Genomic DNA, 22656 nt, shown 5'->3' on the forward strand with positions numbered 1-22656 from the left:
CCGACAAAGCTCCCGCACGATTCTGAAGGCATTCTGTAGTTTCCTTCTCTTGCCTTACCACGCCATGACGGCGGTGGCCCCGATGGCCCCCTGCTGGTAGCTGGGCACGACCAGCGCCCGGTTGCCCAGCACCTTGCGCAGTGGTTTTGTTACCAGCGGGTACAGCCAGTACGCGGCCTGCGTTGACAGAATGCCCACGCCGGCTCCGGCCAGCACATCGGAAAACCAATGCACGTCTTTGGCCATGCGAATACCTCCCGTGGCCGCTGCTAGCGAGTAGCCGCCCACGCTGTACCAGACGCTACGCCCGCCGTATTCCTTGTGCAGAAACGTAGCCGAGGCGAAGGCCAGGCTGGTGTGCTGGCTGGGAAAGGAATGGAAGTCGGAACCGTCGGGGCGCTGCACCTGCGTGAGCTTCTTCAGGTTGCTGGTCACCGCATCGTTGAGGGTGAAGGCCAGCGCCGCCAGCAGCAGCTGGTCCACGGGTTTGTGACGGCCCGGCACCCCGGCCAGGCCCAGGCCGAGCGTTACGGCCCCTGGTAGGTACCGGAGCTGGTTGTCGAGCGTCGTCGTGGGCCGGCCCATATGCTCGCGGATTTCCTCCCGCAGCTCCTCGTCTGATTCCAGCGCCTCCACCCGATGGGTGGTCAGGGCGCCGGCCGTGAGCAGCAGCGTAGGCACCAGCAGCGCCCGCGCCACCGGCCCCTGCCAGAGCGGCGGGCGGGTGGTGGAGTCACGCAGGGAAGGCGGTACCGAAACAGCAGGCGCCGTCTGGGCCCGGGACGGGAACAGGGGGAGCAGCCAGCACAGCCAGGGGAGCAACACGGAGCGGGGCATACAAAAAAGCAGCAGGTACGCCCCAAACGTAGAGCGCAATTCTGTGCACATTCTGTAGGGGTCAGGGGCGGGGAACCGCTGAAGCGAACCGGACACGCAGCGTATGCCGCGCCGAATCCGGGGCGTAGTCGTATGCCACGGTAAAGCCATAGAAGGTCGTGATGCTTTGCACGATGGACAACCCCAGGCCGGGCGAGTCCGAAGCGGCATTCTGCTTGCGAAACCGCTCGAAAAACTGTGCGGGTTTCTGCTGCGCCGCCAGGGCGGGGCCGGCATTGGTGATGACCAGCTCGGTGGCACGCAGCTGCACCGCAACAGGCCGCCCGGCAAGTTGTGCCGGATGGCGTTGTGCAGCAGGTTACTGAGCAGCGAATCGGCCAGCGCGGGGTGCAGCATAAGCAACGGCGCGGCATTTAATTGCACGTCCAGCTGCAACTCCTTCTGCTGGATGAATTCCTCCAGCTGGCTCAGCTTTTCGCGCAGCAGCTCGGCCAGCGGCACCGGCTGGGCGGCGGCAAACTGCTGGTTCTCAATTTTGCTGAGCAGCGTCAGCCCCTGGTGCAGGCGGGCCAGCCGCTGCACGGCCGCGTACAGGTCGCCCACCAAGGGCCGGCCGGCGCGGGCAAATCCGGCAGCTGGAGCAGCTGTTCCAGCTTGGCCTGCATGATGGCCAGCGGGGTGCGGGTTTCGTGGGCGGCGTTTTCCGTGAACGCTTTGAGCAACATGTAGTCGGCCGCGACCCGCTCGCTCAGGTGGGTGAGCGTGTGGTTGAGCTGGGCGAACTCCTCAATGTGGGCATCAGGCAGGTGCAGCACCTGGTGCTGGCGCACGTCGTAGCCGCGCAGCTGGTGGAGGGTCTGCTCAAACGGGGCCCAGAGGCGGCGGGTCAGCCAGCGGTTGAGCCCCACCACGCCCAGCAGCAGCGTACCCAGCACCCCCACCAGCAACAGCACAATCAGGCGCTGCACGTCATGGGTTTCCAGCAGGGCCTTGCTGAGCGATACCCACTGGGTTTGCCCGTTCAGCGGCAGCCGAAACGTGAGCTGGCGGTAGGGCTCCAACTCGTTTTCCAGGGGCTCCAGCAGCAGGGTATCGCGCAGCCCTTCCGGCTGCGGCTGCGCACTGAGCTGCATGCGGCCCTCAAACGGGGTGCCGGGCAGGTGGCCGGTGCGCTGCACCTGCGCCCGCAAGTAGTCACGCTGCTGAAACAGGCGCTCCTCCACTTCGCTTTGCAGCGTCCAGCGCACGCCGTAGTAGAGGAACACACTGCCGGCCGTGAAGAGCACGGTGGCCAGCAGCAGGTAGTAGCGGTTGGTGGCGGCCAGCAGCTTCATTCTGCGCTAAGCTTGTAGCCCACCCCGTACACGGAGCGGATGTAGTCGCCGGCTCCTTTGTCCTGCAACTTGCGCCGCAGGTTCTTGAGGTGGGTGTAGAGGAAGTCGAAGGAGTCGGCCGCATCGGCCGCGTCGCCCCAGACGTGCTCGGCAATGGACTCCTTCGTCAGCACGCGGCCGGGGTTGGTGAGCAGATACAGCAGCAAGTCAAATTCCTTGCGCGTAAGCGTTACAGGTTCCCCGTTGACCAGTACCCGGGCCTGGTCGGGAAACACGGTCAACTCCTGAAACAGTAGGTGGCGCTGCCCCTGAAACTGCCGCCGCCGGATGATGGCCTTCAGCCGGGCGCTCAGTTCCGAGAGGTGAAACGGCTTGGCCAGGTAGTCGTCGGCCCCCAGTTCCAAGCCCAGCACCTTGTCGTCGAGCGCGCCCCGGGCCGAGACGATGAGCACGCCGGCCGGGGAGCGGTCGGCCTTGAGCGTGCGCACCACGTCCAGCCCGTTGCCGTCGGGCAGGGTCAAATCCAGCAGCACGCAATCGTACTGGTAGAGCTTGATTTTCTCGTGCGCCTGTTCGTAGCTGGCCGCTGCTTCCACCACGTAGCCGTCCTGGCGCAGGTACTCCATCAAGGAGGTGCGCAGGGCCGGCTCGTCTTCTACAATCAGCAGCTTCACGGGAGTGCAAGGTGAGGAACGGCTGAAAGGTAGCTGGCAATTCTGAAGACTTTCTGACGGGGGCACTGAGCTGTCTGGATAGAACGGCCCGAACTACGCCGCTTCCTGCGCTTTTCCGCCGGTTGCTACCCCCAGATAGGCCAGGTAACGGTAAATAGTGGCCCGGCCCACTCCCAGCAGTTGCCCGATTTCTGCTACCGTCTTGTCTTGTTGCAGGTAAAGCGTTTTTGCGGCCTGGGCTTTGGAGAGGGCTTCTTTGGAAAGACCTTTAGGCCGGCCGCCCTGGCGCCCCCGTGCCCGGGCCGCCGTCAGGCCCGCCTTGGTGCGCTCCCGAATGATGTCGCGCTCAAACTCAGCCAGCGAGGCAAACAGGTTAAACATGAGGCGGCCCTGGGCGGTGGTCGTGTCCAGATGGTCCTGCAGGCTGACAAAGTGAATCCCCTGTTGCTGAAAGCCGCTGACCAGTGTGACCAGGTCTTTGAGCGAGCGGCCCAGTCGGTCGAGTTTCCAGACCACGAGCGTATCGCCCGCCCGCAGGCGGGTCAGCAGGTGCTGCAGCGCCGGGCGCTCTTTCACGGACGATACTTTTTCCTGCGCGACCTCCGCGCAGCCGTAGGCCTGCAAGGCATCGGTTTGCAGGTGTAGCTGCTGGTCGGGGGTACTAACACGGGCGTAGCCGAAAATCATAGGCGGTATTCTCAGGAAGTCAGCAGGAGCAAAGATAGCGAGCCATTGATTCGTGAGAACAGCATATGAGACAGTTTTTGCCCGACTCGTAAGGAGGCCAAACGAGCGCGACCAGCGGAGCGGAAAAACGCACGTATTCTGAGACACCCCGACCCGCCAAAATTCGACCAACTGGCCTTAGCGTTGTTTTCCGTTCCTACTCTAGTGCGACCCCTACTACAACGCCGAACGACGCCATTCCGCCCTCGGCTACCAAGCTCCCAACCATTTCGAACTCCACCTTCAAACAACGTCCCAACTCTGTCCAGCTTAGCTAGACCACCTCAATGGATCCCGTATTCTTAAGCACTTTTTTCCAATCCCTCATCGCACCGATAAGCGCCTGCACGTATTCTGCAGGCGTCGCTTCTTGGCCCAATTGATCAGCGTGCCCATAATCCCTCTTCTGCCAATACGGTGGAGAGGTCACAATAAGGTCAACCGACTTAGCAGGAATAACTGATGAAACGCGAGTGGCATCTCCGAGAATCCGTTGAACAAAGGCCGGTTGGGAAGAAGCAGGAGGAGGCATGTCTACCGATGCCTCAACGGGCACAAGCATCACTGCTGGCTTGCCGTCACTCACCTTGGGTTGGTTCAGGCCAATGTCACCTTGTATATATAGTGGAGAGGCTGTAACAGCCTCTTTTTGACGTCGGGTTGGAGCAGTCATTGTTGTCATTTCAGACGAAAGTTAAGCCCATTCTTTTCAGGAATCGTTACGGCGTGCTATTGAATTTAGCAAAGCATTGTGCTATAAATAATAGTTTTTAGAAAATGAAGGCGTTATAAGCCCAGTTTTTGCGCCGCATTGTGTTGCCGCACGTTGTCAAGGCGAGTATAGCGTCGAATCATTTCGCTCGTCTTGTGCTTCGTCTGGTTCATCACTTCGCTGTCATCGGCTCCGTTGAGCTTGGCCACCGTCACAAACGAGGCTCGCAGCGAATGAGCCGTAAACTTCGGGCCCAGGTGTCGCTGCACGATTTTGTTGAGGTGCACATCGGTCAGCCGGCGGTCGGTGAGTCGGCCACCCTTGCGAAACGAAACCAGAATGGGCCCCGACGGGCGCTCCAACAGTCTTAACCAAGCCTGCAGCGTTCGAATGGGACAAAGCGCCGGGTCCGGCGAATAGAAAATGGCCTTTTCTTCCGCTTCCCCCAACTGGTTGGTCTTGCTGCGTTTGAGGTTAATGGTAAGCCCATCCTCGGAAAACGTCAAGTCGTCCAGGTCCAGGGCCGACAGCTCGGACCGGCGGAAGGCCCCAGTAAAGCCCAGCAGCAGGATGACCTTGTCGCGCAAGCCCACCGGCGTGCTGGCATCGAGATGTTTAATGGTGCGCTTGAAGCTGGCCAGTGAAAACGCCGGCGCCTGCTTTTGCCGCACGCCTTTCAACCGGCTGATGCCGTCCATCAGCACCTTAAATTTCTTATCATCTGTGGGCGAAGCCAGGTCACGCAGCGCGTGGGCCTTGCTGATGGCCGCGCAACTGCGCTGAATGGTCGACACCTTCTTACCCGCTTCGGCCAGGTGGGTCACAAAACCCGCGAGCGTATCCACCGACGCCGGCAGCGCCACCTGACCGTGCGTGGTGCACCACTCGGTGAAGCGGCGCCAGTCACCAGCATAAGCCCGGGCCGTGTTTGGTGCTCCTTGCAGGCCGGCTTCGACATACCGAGTCGTGTGTTCGGTCAGGTGCGCCAGACCGGCGGAAGCGGGCGATGAGGGAATGACGGGGACGGAGCTCACGGCAGCCTATATATAAGGAGTGAAAACACGAAAACGGAGCGTTTCCCAAAAGTAGTGAATAGGGTATGATAACTAAGACTTATCATACCTTATCGAAAAAAGAGTTGGCTCAGCGTTGCGCGAGAACTTTGGCATCTTAAGTAACAAGTACGACGTCCCAACTTGCTGCCTACCCATTCATGTAGCCCCATGTGAGAATTAGACACAAAGCGACTTGTCAGTACATTTACCAACCGCTACTCTGTCTTTTCCGCTGGCTTACTCTGTATGGTAAAACTTTACTTTCTGCAGTTCCTACTCCTTATTAGTACTGTTACCGCGCTGGCCCAGCGTCCCAAGCCGGCCTCGGTAACGCTTCCTCCAGCCGATACCGTCTACTTCGACCGGGACTGGGAGCGCACCGAAACGTTGGAGGAAGTGGCCTACGCCCGTATTGCCCGCCACGACGCGGCTGGTAAAACCGTGGGCACGGTGCGCGACTATTTCTACCCTTCCTGGCAAAAGCAGTGGGAAGGCAAGATGGTTAAAGAGCACCCCGACGTGCCTTCAGGGCTGTGCACGGGCTGGCACGAGAACGGAAAGCTGAGCTTTCGGGGCACGTACGTCAACGGCGCCCAGCAATCCGACTTTCGCAGCTGGCACGACGACGGCCGCGAAATCAAATGCACATACGCCGTGGAGGATGCCCTGCCGCTCAGCAGCGCGGAGATTCACTGCAGCAACTGCATGCACCTGAGCCGGAAAGTGTTTGAAATCGACGTACCCGAGGGCACGGTAGGCATCGTGTACAAGCTCGACATCCGTGACGGCCACCAGCCCGCTTCCTGGTCCACGGCCTTGAGCATGGCCGCGGCTTTGAGCAATCCGGCCACCGGTACGGTGGCCCTGTTGTCCATGGCTGCTTCCTCCTTATCGAAGCAGGACACCAAGCCGCCCACGACGTCCACCAAATGTCACTGGTACATCACCACGAATCCGGCAGCGGTGCAGCAGTTTCTGGCCACAAAAGGCTCGATAACCATTCCCAATTCCTGCCTGCGCATGGAAACCAATACCCCTCAGGAAACCCGGCCAATGTCGTTGCCTTCCGGAACGCGCCGCTTCTTCGTGTGCGTGAACAACGACAACTACACGACCGATGCCACGGCCACGCTCAGCGTGACCGCCCTGGTGAAGGCCTGCAATTAACGCTACACCTCCGGGCGATTAATAGTGGAGCGTCAGGCCGGCGCCCCACTTGTAGTCACTGTCGTAGTTGGTGCTCAAGGACACATACTTGCTGACCATGTAGCGGAAGGCGACGTTGTATTCCCGGTCCGTGTTCACCAGCAGGTCGGCGAAGAAGTTGTTGCTTAGGGGCAGGTCCGTGCGCTCCAGCTGCAGGCGCACCTTGCCGTTGCTGTCCAGGCGCAGCTCCGAGCGCACGAGCAGGGGCAGCAGGTAGTACAGGCCCACGTCGAACACCCGCCGGTTGTTTTTGGTGTTCCGCTCGCCCTCTGCGAGCAGCGTGCGGTTGTTACGGTAGTCAAAGCCGACAAAGGCGGCGAGAAACTGCCGATTGTCGAGGTAGCGCAGCAGGTGGGTTTCGGTTTCGAAGTTGCCCTGGTAGTTCACGCGGCCCTCGAATTCGAGCGCGTTGCGGTTGTTGGACAGGGTGCTTTCCAGAAAAGCGCCCTGCGAGTGCGCCATCAGGTCGGCCCAGAGGTAAGGCTGGTTGTCTTCTTTTTTCAGCTCTTTGTAGTCGGTGCGGGCGTACTCATTCTGCGGGGTGCCCTCGTAGCTCACGATGCGGGCCATGCCGGCCATCATGTGGTAGAGGATGTGACAGTGGAAAAACCAGTCCTGTTCCTCGTTGGCGTCGAACTCGATGGTGACCTTGCCCATGGACTGAATGTCGAAGGTGTGCTTCATCGGCGAATAAGCACCCTGGGCATTCACGAGCCGGAAAAAGTGCCCGTGCAGGTGCAGCGGGTGGCGCATCATGGTGGTGTTGGTAAAGGTCATGCGCACGTTCTCGCCCTTGCGGATGGGAATCTTGTCGGCCTGCGAGAGGGTCTTGTTGTCAAACGACCACACGTAGCGCAGCATGTTGCCGGTCAGGGTGAGGTTGATTTCCCGCCACTGCTTGGTCGAATCCAGCGTGGTGGGGTTAAGGGCCCGCAACATGTTGTAGTTGAAGTCGCCGGCGCTGCCGCCCATGCCGCTCATCCCGGCCATACCGCCCATGTCCATGCCCGCCATGCCGCCCATGTCCTGCATGCTGCCCATGCTTTTGCCAGCTTTTTCCTGGGCATTTTCGGGCCGGCTCTGCGGTGAGGGGGCCGTGGCAGCGGGCGCGGCGCCGTGCTGCATGTCCATGCCCGGCATGGGCGAACCAGCAGCCGGACTGGCTGGCTTCGGGCCCTGGTGGCCCGCCATGTCCATGCCTTTCATCTCCCCACTGCCCTGCTCTTTGGTCATGCCGGCGCCGCCCATGTCCATGCCGCTCATGCCTTCCATGCTGTTCATCTCCCGCATCATCTGGAAGTAGTTGATGCGGGGCAGGTCCGGGGCTTTCATCGGCTCGCCCTGCCCGATGAAGGTGGAGGTGTAGCCGGTGATGTCGTTGGCCGTGGCCCGAAACTCGGCCGCGCCCACAGCGGGCACCGTGACCAGCAGGTCGTAGGTTTCGGCCGTGGCTATTTCGAGCTTGTTGACGGGGAAGGGCTCCACGTTGATGCCGTCGGCGGCGATGACCTGCATAGGACCGCCGGCGTACTGCAGGTAAAAGTAGGACGAGGCGCTGCCGTTGATGACGCGCAGGCGCACCACCTCCCCGGGCTTGGCGTCCTTGAAATAGCCCTTTTCCTGCCCGTTCGTGAGGAATTTGTTGTAGTAGATGTCCGTCAAATCCATGGCCGGCATGCGGCCCCACTCCTGCTTGAGCTTGTCCTTGAAGTAGCCGGCGGCCAGGGCCTCGCCGTAGCTCTGCGTAGCCCCTTTCTGCACGGCGAACCACTCGCCGGTGCGCTTGAGGTAGCGCAGCACCTCCTTGGATTTGTGGTCGGTCCAGTCGGAGAGCACCAGCACGTACTCCCTCATCTCGTAGGGAATGCGCTTGGGGTGGATGACGATGGAGCCGTACACGCCGTCCTGCTCCTGCAGCATGGTGTGGGAGTGGTACCAGTAGGTGCCGCTCTGAATCAGGGGAAACGTAAACGTGTGGGTGCCGCCCGGCTCGACCGGGGCCGTGTTGAGGTAGGGCACGCCGTCCTGCTCGTTGGGCAGCAGCAGGCCGTGCCAGTGGATGCTGGTTTCCATGTGCATCTGGTTGTGCACCCGAATCACGGCGGTGTCCCCCTCGTTGAAGGTGAGCGTGGGGGCCGGAATCTGGCCGTTGATGCCGATGGCCCGGCGGGTGCGGCCCGTGAAGTTGACCAGGCGCTCGTCCACGTACAGGTCGTACTCCACCCGCTTGCCCACGTAGCTCGTGCGAGGCGTCACGACCTTGCCCTGCAGCTGAGCAGCCGGGGGCGCAGACTGGGTCAGGTGAGGCTCGGCGCTTTTGCCCATACGCATGCCCGGCGTGTGCTGCGCCCAGGCGGGCATGGCGGCCAGCAGGGCAGCCAGTAGAAAGAGTATTCGCATCGGTCGTTACTTGTCGCGTTTGGGGGTGCTGCGGGCCGGGTTGTTGTCCTCGAACCGGTACTTATCCATGGGGCTGCTGGGCATGGCCATTCCCGGCATGCCCGGCATGGCGCCCGTTCCGGGCTTCTCCATTCCCTTCCTATCGCCCATACCGGGCATAGCCTCGCCCTTTTTCATGCCCGGCATTCCGGACATATCGTCCATCTGCTGGCGCGTTGTCACAGGCTTTTGGCCGCCGGCGGGCTGCATGCCGGGCATGTTTTCCATGCCTTTCATAGTACCTATGGCGGGTTTGCTTGGGGAGGTGTTTTTCGAGCGGGCAGGACCCATGTCCATGCCGGGCATGTTGCCCATGTCCATCGGGGCGGGCGGCGCTTTGCGCGGGCTGCCTTGGCCGGAGGGACGTTGCGTGCTCATCCCGGGCATGTTCATCCCCGGCATATCGGCCATGGCTCCCTGCTGGGCGGCCCGTCCTGCCGGCGCCGGCTGCGGTTGGCCGCCGCGCCGTTGGGTGGGCATGTTCATGCCTTCCATTTGTTCCATGGGTTGACGGCGCTGACCTAGCTGGGCGGCCTGCGGGCCGGGGCCCATGTTCATGCCTTCCATGCTGGCCGGGGAGGTACCTGGCGTAGCCACTGATGGTGGGCGAGTCCCGTCGCTTGGGCCAACCTCCTCGTTGTGGGCGTCCGCTTCGGAAGCCGGCATGTCCATGCCGGGCATGGCATCCTCCCCGCCGTGGCCGTGGCTTTTATCGAGCAGGTTGCCCTTGGGACCCACGCCCTCGACGTACACCAGCTGCGCACCTCGGTGCCCGGCCACGGAAAGCGCGCCGGCCGCCGCCACGGCTGCCACCAGCACCAGCACCTCGTAGGCCCGGCGCTGCACCTTAAAGTAAAACCCGATGCCGGCCAATAGCAGCGTGATGCCCGAGAGCCAGGTGGTGTAGCCGGCGAACTGCTCGTGGGCCGCGTACACGGCCGCTGCCCGGGGCGAAAGGCCAATTGCCGCCGCATGAAACACGGTGCTGGCCGCCACCGCCCCGGCAAAGCCCCCAGCCATCACGGCCAAGGCAATCCAGCGCACCTGGGGCCAGTCCTTGAATACCAGCAGGGCCTGCAATGCCGCAGCCAGCAGTATCAGGACAATGGGCAAGTGCACCACCAGGGGGTGCAGATTGGGAAAATCTGAAAACATAGAGCCGAATGAGCCAAGGCCGGTACACGGAAAAACCCCGGCTGACCGCAAGCAGCAGTGCCGGGGCAAATCCCAATGGGTAATGGAGAGGCCGCGCTGACCACTGGTCCTAGCCAGGCGGTCGTTGCTTTCCCTGTTGGGTACCATACGTAGTCAAACCGCGACAATGTTTACACGCAAACGGCCGCACGGTTGCATAATTTCAAGCAACCTGGTCCTGACTACAGGCCGTCCCAGGAAACGCTAAAACGAAAAACGCCCGACCTACTGGGGCCGGGCGTTTTACACGAGCGTGGGCAGCTTACTTGGCCGCGCAGCAGCTAGGGGCTCCCGCCGTGCAGGCCGGAGTGCCGGCCTGGGCGCAGTTTTGCACCAGCGGGCAATCGGGGGTGCCCTTCAGTGGACAATCCGCCGCGGTCGGGGTTGGGCTGGTGAAGCCAAACAAGGCGCCGCCGGAGAGCAGCGCCGCGGCGCCGAACATCATCATCTTGCGTTTCATCGGTTCTGGTGGTTAAGATGGGCCCGCCGGGTACGGCCGTGGGGTAGTTCAAACAGCCACGGTCCGTACTCCGTGGGTGGCACTCATTAAAATGTCTAAGCCTTTTCAGCCTTGAAGCCGGCATCTTCTACGAGCGCCAGCACCTGCTCCTCGGTCACGTCGCCGGTCACGGTGAGCACCTTGTTGGGGTTGGCCGTGTCGACCTGCCAGGAGGCAATTGCCTTCTCGCCGTTGAGGGTGGGCGTTACGGCTTTGATGCAGCCGCCGCAGTTGATGTTGGTGTTGAATTGGAGCGTTTTCATGGGAGTAAATGCGTGGCGCCCGTGGTGGGCGGGTTCGGAATTAAAACACCCAAAAGTAGCGGCACGTGCCCGGGAAGGGGTACACAATTAGGCTTCAGGCTTGCATGATTTGTAGCAGCTAATCCCCCTTTGCCTGCCTGACACGTCGCACGCTAGCTTTAATGGTGGCCCATGCCCCCGCCGAGCAAGTGTTTGCCGATGACAAAGAGTAGGAGCAGCACCAGCCCGGCGATGAGCAAATAGCGGCCCCAGGGGGTGGGCATAGCAGTTGCGTGGCCCGCGGCCACGGCTTGGGCATGCGCCTGCTTTTGCAGCCGCCACTTACCAATGCGGCCCCAGGGCTTGTACACCGAAATGGCGGTGGCTGCCAGCAGCACGACCAGCGCGGCCGCGGCATCGGCCAGCAGCTGCAGGCGCAACCCGCGCAGGTCAGTTGCCGAGAGGTCGGCTTTGGCGGCTACCTCGGCCAGGTAGGCGATGGGCTGGATGTGCAGCAGCAACAGCAGCGTGGCCGCTACCGTGAGCACCAGCTTGACCAGCACCCAGTAATGCTTAAACAAGCCCCAGGGCGTGCCCAGCGCCTGCACCACGCCGGTGGCCAGCGCGGCCAGGCTGGAGGGCACAATAACAAACCAGCCGCTCAGCCCCATGGCCAGGTAGGCCGTGCGCACCAGCAACGCATCAGAACTGGTCAGGCCGGTGATGGCCAGGGCCAGGAACACGGCCACGGCGCCGAGCCAGCCCACCGAGAACGTGATGTGGGCGGTGAGCATGAACTTGCGCAGGGCGGGAGCCATTGTCATCAGCGAGGCAGTTGGGGCGGGTGAAGGACCCCGCAAAAGTAGGGGTGTCGCCCAGGCCCGGCGTACAGAATTAGGCCGCGAACCAGCATAATTAACACACCGGGGCCCACGAAAAAGCCAGCCCGTACGCGACGAGCTGGCTTCCCATGGTATCGAGGATATTTAAGCAGCAATGCCCTGGCGGCAGGCCTGCTCGCAGCGGCGGCAGGCCTCGGCGCACTGGCGGCAGTGCTCGGAGTGAGCGCCGTGCTTCTCGCACTCGTCGGCGCAGGCCTTGCAGATTTCAGCGCACTCGCGTAGCAGATGGGCGGCGTGCTCCGAGCCGCGGGCAGTGAAGCGGGCGGTGAGGGCGCAGATGTCGGCACAGTCGCGGTCCAACAGCACGCAGCGGGCCATCATCTTCACATTGTCTTCCTGCAGGCAGGCCGTAGCACAATGCTCACAGGCGGCGATACAGGCATTGAGGGCGTCGAGCAGGCTTTGGTTTTGTGTATGCATGGGAAAGGGGTTAGGTGAACAAGTAAGGCAACCCAACCGGGTCGCTGCCTAAGTATACCTTCTCTGTGGCCCAAGGTTTTACATATTAGTCTTCTTCCCTTGCATGATTTGGCGCCTCATCCCCCACAACCGGCGCCATGTCAGCGCGCAGCAGGCGGCGATACGCGGAAGGCGAGCAGTGGGCCAAGCGCCGGAATTGGCCGGAGAAGTGCGCCAGGCTGGTGTAGCCCAGGTGCCGGGCAATTAGGCCCACGCTCAGGGAGGAAGAAAGCAGCAGCTCCTGCGCATAAGCCAGGCGCTGACTCAGGATGTAGGCCGCCAGCGTCTTATCGCCCACCAAGCGGGCAAAGGCCGCGCTCAGCTGCCCGTACGTCAGGTCCAGCTCACGGGCCACCGCCGCCCCGAATGCCCGGTGCCGCAGGCTTTCGCCGGGCTCGCGCAACAGGCGGTTCACGGCCACGCTGACCCGTTCCACCAAGGTCTGGTGAAAGGTTTCGAGCAGCGCAAACCGGGCTGCTTCCAGCGTGGCCCGCAGGCGGGGCCAGTCCAGGTCTTCCGGCTCTCCGGCGACCGTGGCGGCCCCCAGGCGCACGTCGAGCACCTGCAAGCCCAGCCCTTCCAGCTCCTGCCGAACCACCCGGATACCGCGCGCGCACACCATGTGCTTGATGTAAAGCACAGTGGTGGGCGAAGCAGAAGCGGAGCGATTAGGCATCAGCAAGCGAGGTTAAGGCAGGTAAATGCCGCGCTGCCAGCATTCGGTGTAGTCCAGCACCATGTGCAGCAGGAAGCCCACGGCCCAGATGCGCGTGCGGGCGGGTAGCAGCAGTAGCACGTAGCCGCCGATGGCCCAGTAGGTGTGAAAGGTGTGGAAGTTGATGCTGCAGCGGCCCGGGTCGTAGAAGGGGGTGGCCCAGAGGTGGTCCAGGTCGAGCAGCAGGGCACTGGCCAGCACCAGCCACACCCGCCGCCAGTGGGGGCGGTGAAAGGCCAGGGCGTAGAGCCCTGGCACCGTGATATGCAGAAAGGCGTGCAGCATCGCCTAGCGGGTGGGCAGCACCGGATTCATATCCGAAGGCGGGGTGAGCGGCTGCGCGTCGAGTTCCTGCGGGTGGTCATCCAACCCCGTTTCCTGGTGGGAAGCGAAGTACTGCGCCAGCGCTTTTTCGCCCACCAGCCAGAAGACCACGGGCGTCACGATGATGTCGAGGAACGTGGAAGAAAGCAAACCGCCGAGAATGACGGTGGCCACCGGGTAGAGGATTTCTTTGCCCGGCGCGTCCTTGGCCAGGGTAAGCGGCACCAGGGCCAGCGCGGCTACCAGGGCCGTCATCAGCACCGGCACCAAGCGTTCGAGTGAACCGCGGATAATCATGGGGATGCCGAACTTCTCGCCCTCGTGCTCCACGAGGTGGATGTAGTGCGAAATCATCATGATGCCGTTGCGCGAGGCAATGCCGGTAAGCGTGATAAAGCCCACCAGCGAGGCAATGCTGAACGTGCCGCCCGTGAGCAGCACCGCCACCACCGAGCCGATGAGGGCCAAGGGGATGTTGAGCATAATCTGCCCTACCATGTAGCTGGACTTAAAGTGCGAGAACAGCACCAGGAAGATGCCGGCCAGCGAAAACAGGCTCAACCAGAGAATCTTCTGCGAGGCCGACTGCTGGCTTTCAAACTGGCCGCCGTAGGTGAGGTAATACCCGGGGGGCAGCTTCACCTGCGAATTCACCTTCGCTTGAATCTCCTTGACCGTCGAGCCCAAATCACGCTCGGCTACGTTCAGGGAGATGGTGATGCGGCGTTGGGTATTCTCGTGGTTCACGGTGTTGGGGCCCGGCTCGTAGAGCACTTCTGCCACCTGGCTTAGGGGAACCATGGCGCCCGAGGGCGTTTCGACGCGGGTCTGGCCGATGGCGGCGATGTCGTTGCGCTCGGCTTCGGGCAGCTTCACCACCAAGTCAAAGCGCTTCTGCCCGTCGAGCATCTGCGAGACGACGGCGCCCTGGAAGAGCGTTTCCAAATCGCGCACCACCTCGCCGCGCTCCATGCCGTAGGCGCGCAGGGCCTCGTCGCGGGGCCGGATAAGCAGCTGGGGAATCTGCACCTGCTTTTCTACCTGCAAATCGACCACACCGGGCACCGTGCTGGCGGCAGCGCGCACCTCATTGGCGTAGCGGCGCAACTCCAGCAAATCGTTGCCGAAAACCTTGATGGCCACTTGGGCGCGCACCCCGCTCAGCAAGTGGTCGAGGCGGTGGGAGATGGGCTGGCCGATGTTGACGTTCACGCCCGTAATCAGGCTGAGCTTCTCCCGCATGTCGGCCAGAATCTCGTCGCGGCTGCGCATGGTTTTGCCTTCCTTCTCCAACTCCTCTTCCGTTTTGAAGGCCACTTCGATTTCCGAGTTGTTCACCGACTCGGCGTGCTCGTCCAATTCGGCGCGGCCGGTGCGGCGGGCGGTATAGGCCACTTCCGGAATCTTAAGCATCTGCTGCTCGCCCAGCGTGCCCAGGCGGTTCGACTCGGCCAGCGAGGTGCCGGCGGGCGCCGAGAAGTTGACCGTGAGCGAGCCTTCGTTGAAGGGCGGCAGAAACTCGGTGCCGAAGAACGGAATCAGCGCCATGGCCGCCACGAACAGCGCCCCGGTTACCCCAAGGATGGCCTTGGGATGCTGCAGGCCCCAACCCAACAGGCGAGTATCTTTTTTCTTAAGCCAGCGCACCAGGCCCCCGTCGGTTTCGGGGTGGTCCATCTGCTTCATTTTGGGCAGCAGGTAGTAGCAGAGCACCGGCGTGACGGTGAGCGACACGAACAGCGAGGCCACAATGCTGGTGATGTAGGCAATGCCCAGCGGCGCAAAAATGCGGCCTTCCATGCCTTCCAGGGCAAACAGCGGCAGGAACACCAGCACCACGATGATGGTGGCGTACACAATGGAGTTGCGTACTTCGGAGCTGGCCTTGTAAATAACCTTGAGCACCGGCTGCGGGTGCGGCAGCTGCTTGTTTTCGCGCAGGCGCCGGTAGACGTTTTCCACGTCCACGATGGCGTCGTCGACCAATTCGCCGATGGCAATGGCCAGGCCGCCGAGGGTCATGGTGTTGATGCTGATGCCGGCAAAGCGAAACACCAGCGCCGTGACCAGCAGCGAGAGCGGAATGGCCACCAAAGAAATAAACGTGGTGCGTACGTTCAGCAGAAAGGCAAACAGGATGATAACCACCAGAATGGCCCCGTCGCGCAAGGCTTCCTCGACGTTGGTAATCGAGGACTCGATAAACTCCGACTGCTTGAACAAGCGCGTGTTCACCTGCACGTCCTTGGGCAAAGAAGGCTTCAGCTCCACCAGGGCTTTTTCCACGGCTGCTGTCAGGCCCACCGTGGCCGCGCCGGGCTGCTTCTCGATGCTCAGAATCACGGCGGGCCGGCCGTTCACGCTGCCGTCGCCCCGCTTGAAGCGGGCCCCGAACTCCACCTTGGCCACGTCGGCCACCCGGATGGGAGACTGCTCGCGGTAGCCGACAATGATGTTTTCGATGTCGGCCACCGAGCGCAGCCGGCCCAGGTTGCGGATGAGCACCTCCGAGCCGTTGCGGTCAATGAAGTTGCCCGTCGTGTTCAGGTTGGACTGGCGCAGGGCTTCCTCCACCTGGTTTACCGTCAGGCCCGTGGCATTGAGCCGGGGCATATCGAGCAGGACTTGGTACTGCAAATTGTCGCCGCCGATGGGAATGACCTGGGCCACGCCGGGAATGCTGAGCAGGCGCTGCCGCACGGTGTAGTTGGCCAGCGTGCGCAAATCGGCGGCGTTGGTCTGTTTGCCGCCCGACAAGCCCACCAGCATAATCTGGCCCATGACCGAGGAAATGGGGCCCAGCACCGGCGTAATGCCCTGGGGCAGCTGCTCGCCCGTGGTCTGCAGCTTCTCGCTCACAATCTGGCGGGCCGTGAAAATGTCGGTGCCGTAGTCGAACTCCACGAACACCATGCCCAGGCCAATGGCCGAGTTGGAGCGCACGGCCGACACGCCGGTGGCCCCGTTCAGGGCCGTTTCCACGGGCAGCGTCACCAGGGCCTCCACCTCCTCGGGGCCATGCCGGGCGCTTCCAGGAACACGGTCACGCGCGGGCGGTCGAGGTCGGGCAACACGTCCACCGGCAGCTGGCTGGCGGTGTAGGAACCGGCAATGATGAGGCCCATGGCGAAGGCCAGCATCAGCAGCCGGTTCTGCAGGGCAAAGCGAATTATCTTATCAAGCATGGGGTATTAGCGCAAAGTGGAAGGAGCCTCAAGGGCGACTTCGGTGTAGTCCGGCCGGTGGGCCAGTGGGTCGGACAGGGCACGCCCTGTGCGTCTTATTTCTTGACCCGGGGCGTGCGGGCCGAGGTGTGGGTGCTCATGATTTGCCACTGGCCGGCGGCGTTTTTGCGCAGCACCGACGTGGCCACCCCGCGGCGCACGATGGGCGCCTTGGCCTCTTTCTCCTTGGGGTCCTTCTTGAGGTTAATGGTGTAGGTGTAGGTTTCCGTCGCAAAAGCATAAGGACCGTCTACCTGCACGGCGGCTTTGTAGTCGCTGAAGGTGAAGGCGCTAAACTCCTTGAGCTCCGGGGCCAGGTGGTGCTCGGCGTAGTGCCGGTAGGAGCCTTCCACCCCGCCCGACTCGAACACCTGGGAGTTGGCCGTGAAGAGGCGGTGCGTGCCCGTGGTATCGAGCTTTTGCGGCCTGCTGGTACTTGCTCAGCACCGCCCGCGGCCACCTCATCGGCGGAACCAGCCGCGGCAGTTGTCTGGGCTTGCGCCGTGGCGGCGGCAAAGGGAAGCGTGGCAGACAGCACCGCGAGAGCAAAAAGATTTTTCATGGGGAGGGAGAAAGAAGCCACCGCGGAGCGGGACTTATTGGTTGAGGTAAATGGATTTGAGCTGGTAGGTGCCGGTGGTGACCACCCGGTCGTTTTCGTTGATTTCGCCCTGCACCAGCACGGTCTGCTGGCCGTTGACGGCGCCGGGCTGCACGTAGCGAATCTTGAACCGCTCGGGCTCGGTGTGCACAAACACCACGGGCTTGCCATTCAGATCGGTGATGGCCGAGGTGGGCACCACCAGCTGGGGCTTGCCCCGCCGGTCTGGCCCACGACCTGCACGTTCACGGCCTGGCCGGCGCGGTAGGCGCTGCCCTGCTGGGCGTCGAGCTCCAGCACCAGCTGACGGGCTTGGTTGACCGGGTTCACCACGTTGCTGAACACCACCAGGCGGGCGGGCACGCCGGCCTGGCCCTGCAGGCCTTCCACCCGGAACACGGCCCCGGGCGTGACTTTGTCCAGATCCTGGGCAAACACCTGGGCTTCGACGCGCAGCTTGCCGGGGTTGATGACGCGAAACAGCTCGTCGCCCTGGTTGACTTGTTGACCGACAGCGAGATTAAACACGTCCACGGTGCCGCTCACGGGCGAGGTGATGCTCACGCGGCGCTGCTGGGCCTGGCCGTTGTAGATGCTGGCGTTCTGGCGGGCCTGGCGCAGGCGCAGCTCGGCGGCCACCACGTCCTTGCGGGCGGCGATGTCGGCGATGCTCTGCAGGCGGGCGTAGTCCTGCTGGGCGGCGCGCAGCTCGGCCTGGGCGTTGGCCCGCTCGGTGCTGAGCCCGATTTGCTGGGTGGCGTCCAGCGTTTGCTCGATGACGGCCAGGGTCTGCCCGGCCCGCACCGTTTTGCCCACCTGCGCGGCGAGGCTCACGATGCGCCCGGTTTGGGGCACCACGATGCGGCCCTCGCCCCCGGCCGCGGCCGACACCGTGCCGTAGAGCGTGGCCCGGCTGTAGGTGGTGGAAAAGGCGGCCAGGTTGGTGCGCACCTGAAACAGGAACTGGCTTTCCTTGGGCAGCAGTACCTCGTCGGAAAGGGCCACGCCGGTGCTGGCTTTGGCCGTGCCACCGTGGTCTTCGCCACCGTGGGCCTGCACCAAACCCGGTGGAGGGAGCAGCACCGTCAGGACCAGTCCCGCGGCGGCCGTAGCGGCCAGGATTTTATGCTTGGTTTTCATATCGGGGTAGCATTAAGGGAAGGGGGTGCGGCGGCTGGCGGTCAACGCCTGCTCGGAAGTCTGGGGCACGGGCTCGGGACGGCGGCGGCGCATGAGCAGGGCCGTGAGTACGATGCCGAGCACAAAGGCCCCGGCCAAGGCCAGGATGGTTTTCCAGGAGGAAAAAAGCCCGGTTGCCTCCGCGTGGGGAGCCGCGGCGACGGGCAGCTTCTCTCCTACTTTGATGCCTTCGAGCAAGAGCAAATCGGCTTTCTCACCCGCCACGATGTTGAGGGCGAAGCTGTAAGCCTTGTTGGCCGGAAACTGGCCTTCGACGAGGTACACGCCCGGCTCCTGCTCTTTCACGGCCCATTTCAGGTTGGCATCTTCCGGGTTGGTGAGCGTGAGCTTGGCGCCCTTGATCGGGGCGTTGGTGGCGTAGTCGGAGAGGAACAGGCGCAAATCGGCGGGCTTACCCCCTTCCAGGGGCTCGTAGCGCAGCAAGGCCTCGAACTGTTCCGAGAGCGCGGCCACGGAAAAGGACGTGGCGCCCGCCGTGCCGGCCTTGGGCCCGTCGCCGTGGTCCTCGCCCCCGTGGGCGTAGGCCGTGCCGCTCAGCACAAGCAGGCCCAGGAGCAAAATCAGGAGTTGTTTCATGTTATTCACCCCGCAGGTAGTTAAGTTCGATGAGGGCCTGGCGGTAGTCCCGAATGGTCGTCAGGTAGGTATTCTGGATGGCAAAGGCCTGGTTCAGGCTCAGGATGAGCTGCAGGTAGCTTACTTCGCCGGCCCGAAACAGGCGCTGCGACTGGCTGATGATGGCCCGCGACTGCGGCAGCCCGGTTTGCTCGTAGTAGCCCAGCGAGGCCGAGAACTTGCGCGTGTCGGCCAGGGCCTGCTGGTACTGACTACTCAACTCCAGGCGCTGGGCCTGCAGCTGGTAGCCGGCGGCCTGGGAGCGGGCCGTGGCCGCCTGCAGCTGGGAGCGGTAGGTCCAGAACCAGATGGGCACCGACAGGCCGAATTGAAAGCGGTATTTCAAGGCTGAATTCTCAAATGCCTGGTTCTGGTAGCCCACCGTGAGGGCCGGGGTGCGCCGGGCCCGGACCAGGCTGATGCCTGACTGGCTCAGGGCTACGTTTTGGGCAGCGGCGGCCAGCGTGGGGCTGCGCACCAGGGCCGTGCTGTCCTCGGTGGGCAGGCCCGCGAGCAGCGCAGTGCCCGTTTGGGCCAGCTCCGCGCCGGTGCGGCCCAGGTCGGTGCTGGTGGCCAAGGCTTCGCTGGGGCGGCCCAGCAGCAAGGCCAGGCGGCGCTGGGCGGCCTGCCGGTCGGCGGTGGCTTGCTGCAGCAGCACGGTCACCTGCCGGGCTTCGGCGTCGGTGCTGATGCGCTGCAGCGAGGTGACTTCGCCGGCCGTAAACAGGCGCTCGGTGGCCAGGCGCAGCACTCGAAACAAGCTGTCCTGGTAGGTGAGCTGCCGCACCTGGGCCTCAGCAAATTGCAGGGTCAGGTACGCCAGGCGGGTGTCGCGCAGCACGCTGGCCCGGCTCACGTCGCGGTTGCGCTCGGCCAGGGTAATGCCGGCCTGCGCCACGCGCCGCTGCTGGCGGTAGACGTTGGGCAGGTCGATGGTTTGCACCACGCCCGGGGCCCACATCTCGCCGGTAGGGGCCGAGAACAGAAAGTCCGGGTTGGCGGGCGCAAACGAGCCCCGCTTGAGGGCGCGCTGCTCCTCAATTTCCTGGGTTGACTGCCGCAGCCGGGGTGCCGGCGCAGGGTCTGGGCTTCGGCGCTGTCCAGGCTGATGATGGTTTGGGCGCGCGCAGCTTCGAAACCTAATCCCAGCAAAAGGGCCAGAACCAGCAGGAAACGCACGCCACTTCTCAATTTCAGATACTTCATATAATCAGGTTAGAGCGAGCCAGCGGGCCGCCTACCGTTGCAGCGGCAGACGACCCGGACGAAGCGGGTCCGGACGCCCGGCGTCCGAAAAGCAGGCGACGTCTATGACTTTTTCACCAGGGCCATGCCGCACTTCGGGCAGCTGCCGGGCTTGTCGCTGGCCGAGCCTTCGCAGTTCATGGGGCAGGTGTAGGCGGCGGCCGTGGCCTTGCTGGCTTTGGCCGCCGCGTCGAGCTTTTCAAAGCGGGCGCTGAGCGAGCTGCCGTTGGCTTTCAGGCTCACGATGGCCGTGCGCAGGGTAGTGCCGGCGGGCACGGCGGCCACGAAATGGTCGCCGGTGGGCGTCAGCTTCACGCTGGTGGTTTTGCCCGCCGTGCTCAGCAGCATGGCCGTGCCGGTGGAACGGTCCAGGGGCATGGTTTTCTCGTTGGCGTCGAGCAGGTACACGTGCACCTCCCCGGCTTGCTGCACCAGTTCGAGGTGGTACTTGCCGGCCGTGCGGACCGTTCCGCCGTGGGGGATTTGTGGGCGTGGGTTTCGCCGGCGGCTTTGTGGCCGTGGGCAGCGGTGCCGGGCTTGTGGCTGTGCTGGGCGGCAACGTTGAGCGGGGCGGCGAGCAACAGGGCGGCGGCGAGAATTTGCGAAATCTTCATGGGGAGGGGGATGTGAGTGGTTGGAATGGGGTAGCCGGTGGGCTACATTTTGTCGGCGTTCTTATTGTGCCAGTCCTTGAAGGCAGCTATTTCCTTCTCCTGGGCGTCGATTATCTGCTGAGCCATTTGCTTGAGCTTGGTGTCCTTGCCGTGGGCCAGCTCGGCCTTGGCCATGTCCACGGCGCTCTGGTGGTGCATGGTCATGAGCATGTTGAAGTTCATGTCCGGGTCTGCCACGCTTTTTGGCATCGGCATCATGGCGTCCATCGAGGCCTTCATCTTGCTGGTGAAGGGGTCGGTGGGGTCGTTGGGCTTGTAATTGGTCGGGGCATTGTCGAGGCGGGTGGCCGCGGCTTCCAGCTCGGCGATTTCCTTTTGCTGGTCGGCTTTGATTTTCTCGGCCATCTGGCGCATGGTGGCGTCTTTGCCGTCGCGCAGCTGAATGTCGGCCATGACAACCGCGCCCTTGTGGTGCTCCAGCATGTGGTGGGCGAAGTCGTGGTCGGTGTTGCCCTTGGGCTTGCTGGCGTGCATCTTCTGCATCATCTCGTTCATGGCCACCAGTTGGGGCGAGTCGCCGGCCGCGGCGCTGCCCGTAGCCCCGGCGGAGTGGTCCATGCCGGCCATGTCACCGGAGGCGGTGCCCTCGGCGGTGGTCGTTTCGGTGGTGGTAGCCGTCGAATCGGCGGCCTTGTCGCTGTTGCAGCTGGCAACCAGCAGGGAGCCCGAGCAGAGGGCTGCGAGGAAAAAAGCGGACTTTTTCATGGGTGTGGTTGGGTTAGTTGAAGAAAGAGAGGCAAGCCGGAAGGGAGCCAGCCCCCACGCTAGGCCTTCACGTTGATGGTGAAGTCACCGGTGTGAATCTTACCGGCGTGGTTAAACTGGAGGAACACGCGGTAGAGGCCGGGCTTTTCGAAGTTGGTGTTGAAGCCGATGTTCGGGCCCTTGTCGGCCTGGTCGTTGGGATGCACGTGCAGGTACTGCTCGGTGTCCTCGCTGATGACCACCACGTGGCCCAGCGCGCCGAGGTAGTTGGCGAGGTCCATCACCGGCTGGCCGTCCTTGCTGATGTTGATTTTCATACCCAGCAGCTGGCCCACTTTCAGGTCTTTGTCGAAGGCGAGGGTGGCCTTATAGCCGTCCTTCTCCCACTGCATGTCGTCGTTCTTGAACTTGACCGGCGCATACGCCGTGCCCTTCACGGTGAGGGGCTGGCGGCCGAGCTGGTGGCCTGAGCCGGTAGGCGTATAGTCCTGAAACAGCACGTAGTCGCCGCCCTTGGGGAAGGTGTACTTCACCTTGTAGTCGCCCTCAGCCGTGTACTCGGGGTGCTCGTGGTAGAACTGGCCCAGGTCCTTGCTGACGATGATGAGGTGAATCTTCTTCTCGTGCACCACGTCCAGGGGCACGGGAGCCGAGCCCTTGCCCGTTTCCACCGGCGTGAAGGCCAGCGTGGTGGGCTGCCCGGCCGTCACCTGCGTGGGCGTGGGCACCAGCTTCATTTCGTAAGTTTTGCCGTTGGCCACCTTGTCGTTGTGCTCCAGGTTCATGCCGCACTTGGGGCACTTGTCGCCCTCTTTGGTGCTGGTCACCTCGGGGTGCATGGGGCAGGCGTAGGTGTGGCCCCCGCCGTGCTCGGCGGTGCCTTCGGCCGGGCCGTTGGTGGGCGTGGTGACGGTGTCGGTGGTTTTGCTGGACTCGGTTTCGGACGAGCAGCTGCTGGCGGTGAGCAGGCCAGCCAAAGCCAGCAGGGAAAGCGGTATGCGGTACATAAAAGGGGAATGGGGTTAAACTGATGGGGAGACTATATCCAGTAGTCCGGGGCGCTGCTGCCGGACG

23 protein-coding genes and 1 pseudogene are annotated in these 22656 nt (G+C 63.0%); 1 reads left to right on the forward strand and 23 read right to left on the reverse strand.

Annotated features, from left to right (window positions below):
• Positions 1-54 precede the first annotated feature (54 nt).
• From ACN19L_RS25085 to ACN19L_RS25110, 6 genes are all read right to left on the reverse strand, one after another.
• Complete coding sequence (locus ACN19L_RS25085) at positions 55-1440, reverse strand: phosphatase PAP2 family protein (protein ID WP_426491512.1); 1386 nt, start codon at positions 1438-1440, stop codon at positions 55-57.
• On the reverse strand, positions 1386-2171 hold the full coding sequence (locus ACN19L_RS25090; protein ID WP_426491377.1) for a hypothetical protein: 786 nt from the start codon (positions 2169-2171) through the stop codon (positions 1386-1388). Before ACN19L_RS25090 ends, ACN19L_RS25085 begins: the two co-directional genes overlap by 55 nt.
• Positions 2168-2845: a response regulator transcription factor gene (locus tag ACN19L_RS25095; protein ID WP_426491376.1), complete on the reverse strand. Its 678-nt coding sequence runs from the start codon at positions 2843-2845 to the stop codon at positions 2168-2170. Before ACN19L_RS25095 ends, ACN19L_RS25090 begins: the two co-directional genes overlap by 4 nt.
• A gap of 93 nt (positions 2846-2938) precedes the next feature.
• Positions 2939-3532 carry a recombinase family protein gene (locus tag ACN19L_RS25100; RefSeq protein WP_426491513.1) on the reverse strand — a complete coding sequence of 198 codons (594 nt, stop codon included), beginning with the start codon at positions 3530-3532 and terminating at the stop codon, positions 2939-2941.
• Positions 3533-3845: 313 nt separating this feature from the next.
• Positions 3846-4253 carry a DNA methyltransferase gene (locus ACN19L_RS25105; protein WP_426491476.1) on the reverse strand — a complete coding sequence of 136 codons (408 nt, stop codon included), beginning with the start codon at positions 4251-4253 and terminating at the stop codon, positions 3846-3848.
• 104 nt (positions 4254-4357) lie between these two features.
• Positions 4358-5317, reverse strand: coding sequence for a site-specific integrase (locus ACN19L_RS25110; protein ID WP_426491514.1), 960 nt, complete (start codon positions 5315-5317; stop codon positions 4358-4360).
• Between the two features lie 267 nt (positions 5318-5584).
• On the opposite strand from ACN19L_RS25110, the gene ACN19L_RS25115 reads away from it, so the two are divergent.
• Positions 5585-6505 carry a toxin-antitoxin system YwqK family antitoxin gene (locus ACN19L_RS25115; RefSeq protein WP_426491515.1) on the forward strand — a complete coding sequence of 307 codons (921 nt, stop codon included), beginning with the start codon at positions 5585-5587 and terminating at the stop codon, positions 6503-6505.
• An 18-nt stretch (positions 6506-6523) separates the two neighbouring features.
• On the opposite strand, the gene ACN19L_RS25120 is transcribed toward ACN19L_RS25115, so the two are convergent.
• The 17 genes and pseudogenes from ACN19L_RS25120 to ACN19L_RS25200 form a co-directional block, all read right to left on the reverse strand.
• Positions 6524-8944 carry a multicopper oxidase domain-containing protein gene (locus tag ACN19L_RS25120; protein WP_190786135.1) on the reverse strand — a complete coding sequence of 807 codons (2421 nt, stop codon included), beginning with the start codon at positions 8942-8944 and terminating at the stop codon, positions 6524-6526.
• A gap of 6 nt (positions 8945-8950) precedes the next feature.
• Positions 8951-10138 (reverse strand): DUF2231 domain-containing protein, encoded by a 1188-nt coding sequence (locus ACN19L_RS25125; RefSeq protein WP_190786136.1) that lies wholly within the window; start codon positions 10136-10138, stop codon positions 8951-8953.
• A 301-nt stretch (positions 10139-10439) separates the two neighbouring features.
• Positions 10440-10637, reverse strand: coding sequence for a hypothetical protein (locus ACN19L_RS25130; RefSeq protein ID WP_073289192.1), 198 nt, complete (start codon positions 10635-10637; stop codon positions 10440-10442).
• Between the two features lie 95 nt (positions 10638-10732).
• Entirely contained in the window at positions 10733-10939 is a 207-nt protein-coding gene (locus ACN19L_RS25135) for a heavy-metal-associated domain-containing protein (RefSeq protein ID WP_111480615.1), read from the reverse strand.
• Between the two features lie 158 nt (positions 10940-11097).
• A complete protein-coding gene (locus ACN19L_RS25140; protein WP_426491482.1) occupies positions 11098-11742 on the reverse strand; it encodes a hypothetical protein in 645 nt (214 codons plus the stop codon).
• Positions 11743-11904: 162 nt separating this feature from the next.
• Complete coding sequence (locus tag ACN19L_RS25145; RefSeq protein ID WP_111480614.1) at positions 11905-12240, reverse strand: four-helix bundle copper-binding protein; 336 nt, start codon at positions 12238-12240, stop codon at positions 11905-11907.
• Positions 12241-12325: 85 nt separating this feature from the next.
• Positions 12326-12955 (reverse strand): helix-turn-helix domain-containing protein, encoded by a 630-nt coding sequence (locus tag ACN19L_RS25150; RefSeq protein ID WP_426491484.1) that lies wholly within the window; start codon positions 12953-12955, stop codon positions 12326-12328.
• Between the two features lie 12 nt (positions 12956-12967).
• On the reverse strand, positions 12968-13279 hold the full coding sequence (locus ACN19L_RS25155; protein ID WP_111480612.1) for a DUF6122 family protein: 312 nt from the start codon (positions 13277-13279) through the stop codon (positions 12968-12970).
• A 3-nt stretch (positions 13280-13282) separates the two neighbouring features.
• Positions 13283-16503 (reverse strand): annotated as a pseudogene (locus tag ACN19L_RS25160) (efflux RND transporter permease subunit).
• A 95-nt stretch (positions 16504-16598) separates the two neighbouring features.
• Positions 16599-16913, reverse strand: a complete 315-nt coding sequence (locus ACN19L_RS25165; RefSeq protein ID WP_426491516.1) for a hypothetical protein — start codon at positions 16911-16913, stop codon at positions 16599-16601.
• Positions 16914-17138: 225 nt separating this feature from the next.
• Entirely contained in the window at positions 17139-17342 is a 204-nt protein-coding gene (locus ACN19L_RS25170; RefSeq protein ID WP_426491517.1) for a hypothetical protein, read from the reverse strand.
• Positions 17315-18283: an efflux RND transporter periplasmic adaptor subunit gene (locus ACN19L_RS25175; RefSeq protein WP_426491518.1), complete on the reverse strand. Its 969-nt coding sequence runs from the start codon at positions 18281-18283 to the stop codon at positions 17315-17317. The genes ACN19L_RS25170 and ACN19L_RS25175 overlap by 28 nt, the downstream gene beginning before the upstream one ends.
• Before the next feature lie 12 nt (positions 18284-18295).
• Positions 18296-18919, reverse strand: coding sequence for a hypothetical protein (locus ACN19L_RS25180; RefSeq protein WP_426491519.1), 624 nt, complete (start codon positions 18917-18919; stop codon positions 18296-18298).
• 1 nt (position 18920) lies between these two features.
• Positions 18921-20150: a TolC family protein gene (locus ACN19L_RS25185; RefSeq protein ID WP_426493620.1), complete on the reverse strand. Its 1230-nt coding sequence runs from the start codon at positions 20148-20150 to the stop codon at positions 18921-18923.
• Between the two features lie 116 nt (positions 20151-20266).
• On the reverse strand, positions 20267-20635 hold the full coding sequence (locus ACN19L_RS25190; protein WP_426491520.1) for a heavy metal-binding domain-containing protein: 369 nt from the start codon (positions 20633-20635) through the stop codon (positions 20267-20269).
• Between the two features lie 224 nt (positions 20636-20859).
• Positions 20860-21582 (reverse strand): DUF305 domain-containing protein, encoded by a 723-nt coding sequence (locus ACN19L_RS25195; RefSeq protein WP_215139133.1) that lies wholly within the window; start codon positions 21580-21582, stop codon positions 20860-20862.
• Between the two features lie 59 nt (positions 21583-21641).
• On the reverse strand, positions 21642-22589 hold the full coding sequence (locus tag ACN19L_RS25200; RefSeq protein WP_426491490.1) for a heavy metal-binding domain-containing protein: 948 nt from the start codon (positions 22587-22589) through the stop codon (positions 21642-21644).
• Positions 22590-22656 lie beyond the last annotated feature (67 nt).

Source organism: Hymenobacter sp. 102, assembly GCF_049949205.1.
Taxonomy (GTDB): Bacteria; Bacteroidota; Bacteroidia; order Cytophagales; family Hymenobacteraceae; genus Hymenobacter.

What these genes read in the sequence shown, in the direction of transcription:
- ACN19L_RS25090 (WP_426491377.1), bottom strand. Translation starts at nt 2,171, where the DNA reads ATGAAGCTGCTGGCCGCCACCAACCGCTACTACCTGCTGCTGGCCACC.
- ACN19L_RS25100 (WP_426491513.1), bottom strand. Translation starts at nt 3,532, where the DNA reads ATGATTTTCGGCTACGCCCGTGTTAGTACCCCCGACCAGCAGCTACAC.
- ACN19L_RS25105 (WP_426491476.1), bottom strand. Translation starts at nt 4,253, where the DNA reads ATGACAACAATGACTGCTCCAACCCGACGTCAAAAAGAGGCTGTTACA.
- ACN19L_RS25115 (WP_426491515.1), top strand. Translation starts at nt 5,585, where the DNA reads ATGGTAAAACTTTACTTTCTGCAGTTCCTACTCCTTATTAGTACTGTT.
- ACN19L_RS25120 (WP_190786135.1), bottom strand. Translation starts at nt 8,944, where the DNA reads ATGCGAATACTCTTTCTACTGGCTGCCCTGCTGGCCGCCATGCCCGCC.
- ACN19L_RS25125 (WP_190786136.1), bottom strand. Translation starts at nt 10,138, where the DNA reads ATGTTTTCAGATTTTCCCAATCTGCACCCCCTGGTGGTGCACTTGCCC.
- ACN19L_RS25130 (WP_073289192.1), bottom strand. Translation starts at nt 10,637, where the DNA reads ATGAAACGCAAGATGATGATGTTCGGCGCCGCGGCGCTGCTCTCCGGC.
- ACN19L_RS25135 (WP_111480615.1), bottom strand. Translation starts at nt 10,939, where the DNA reads ATGAAAACGCTCCAATTCAACACCAACATCAACTGCGGCGGCTGCATC.
- ACN19L_RS25140 (WP_426491482.1), bottom strand. Translation starts at nt 11,742, where the DNA reads ATGACAATGGCTCCCGCCCTGCGCAAGTTCATGCTCACCGCCCACATC.
- ACN19L_RS25145 (WP_111480614.1), bottom strand. Translation starts at nt 12,240, where the DNA reads ATGCATACACAAAACCAAAGCCTGCTCGACGCCCTCAATGCCTGTATC.
- ACN19L_RS25150 (WP_426491484.1), bottom strand. Translation starts at nt 12,955, where the DNA reads ATGCCTAATCGCTCCGCTTCTGCTTCGCCCACCACTGTGCTTTACATC.
- ACN19L_RS25155 (WP_111480612.1), bottom strand. Translation starts at nt 13,279, where the DNA reads ATGCTGCACGCCTTTCTGCATATCACGGTGCCAGGGCTCTACGCCCTG.
- ACN19L_RS25175 (WP_426491518.1), bottom strand. Translation starts at nt 18,283, where the DNA reads ATGAAAACCAAGCATAAAATCCTGGCCGCTACGGCCGCCGCGGGACTG.
- ACN19L_RS25180 (WP_426491519.1), bottom strand. Translation starts at nt 18,919, where the DNA reads ATGAAACAACTCCTGATTTTGCTCCTGGGCCTGCTTGTGCTGAGCGGC.
- ACN19L_RS25195 (WP_215139133.1), bottom strand. Translation starts at nt 21,582, where the DNA reads ATGAAAAAGTCCGCTTTTTTCCTCGCAGCCCTCTGCTCGGGCTCCCTG.
- ACN19L_RS25200 (WP_426491490.1), bottom strand. Translation starts at nt 22,589, where the DNA reads ATGTACCGCATACCGCTTTCCCTGCTGGCTTTGGCTGGCCTGCTCACC.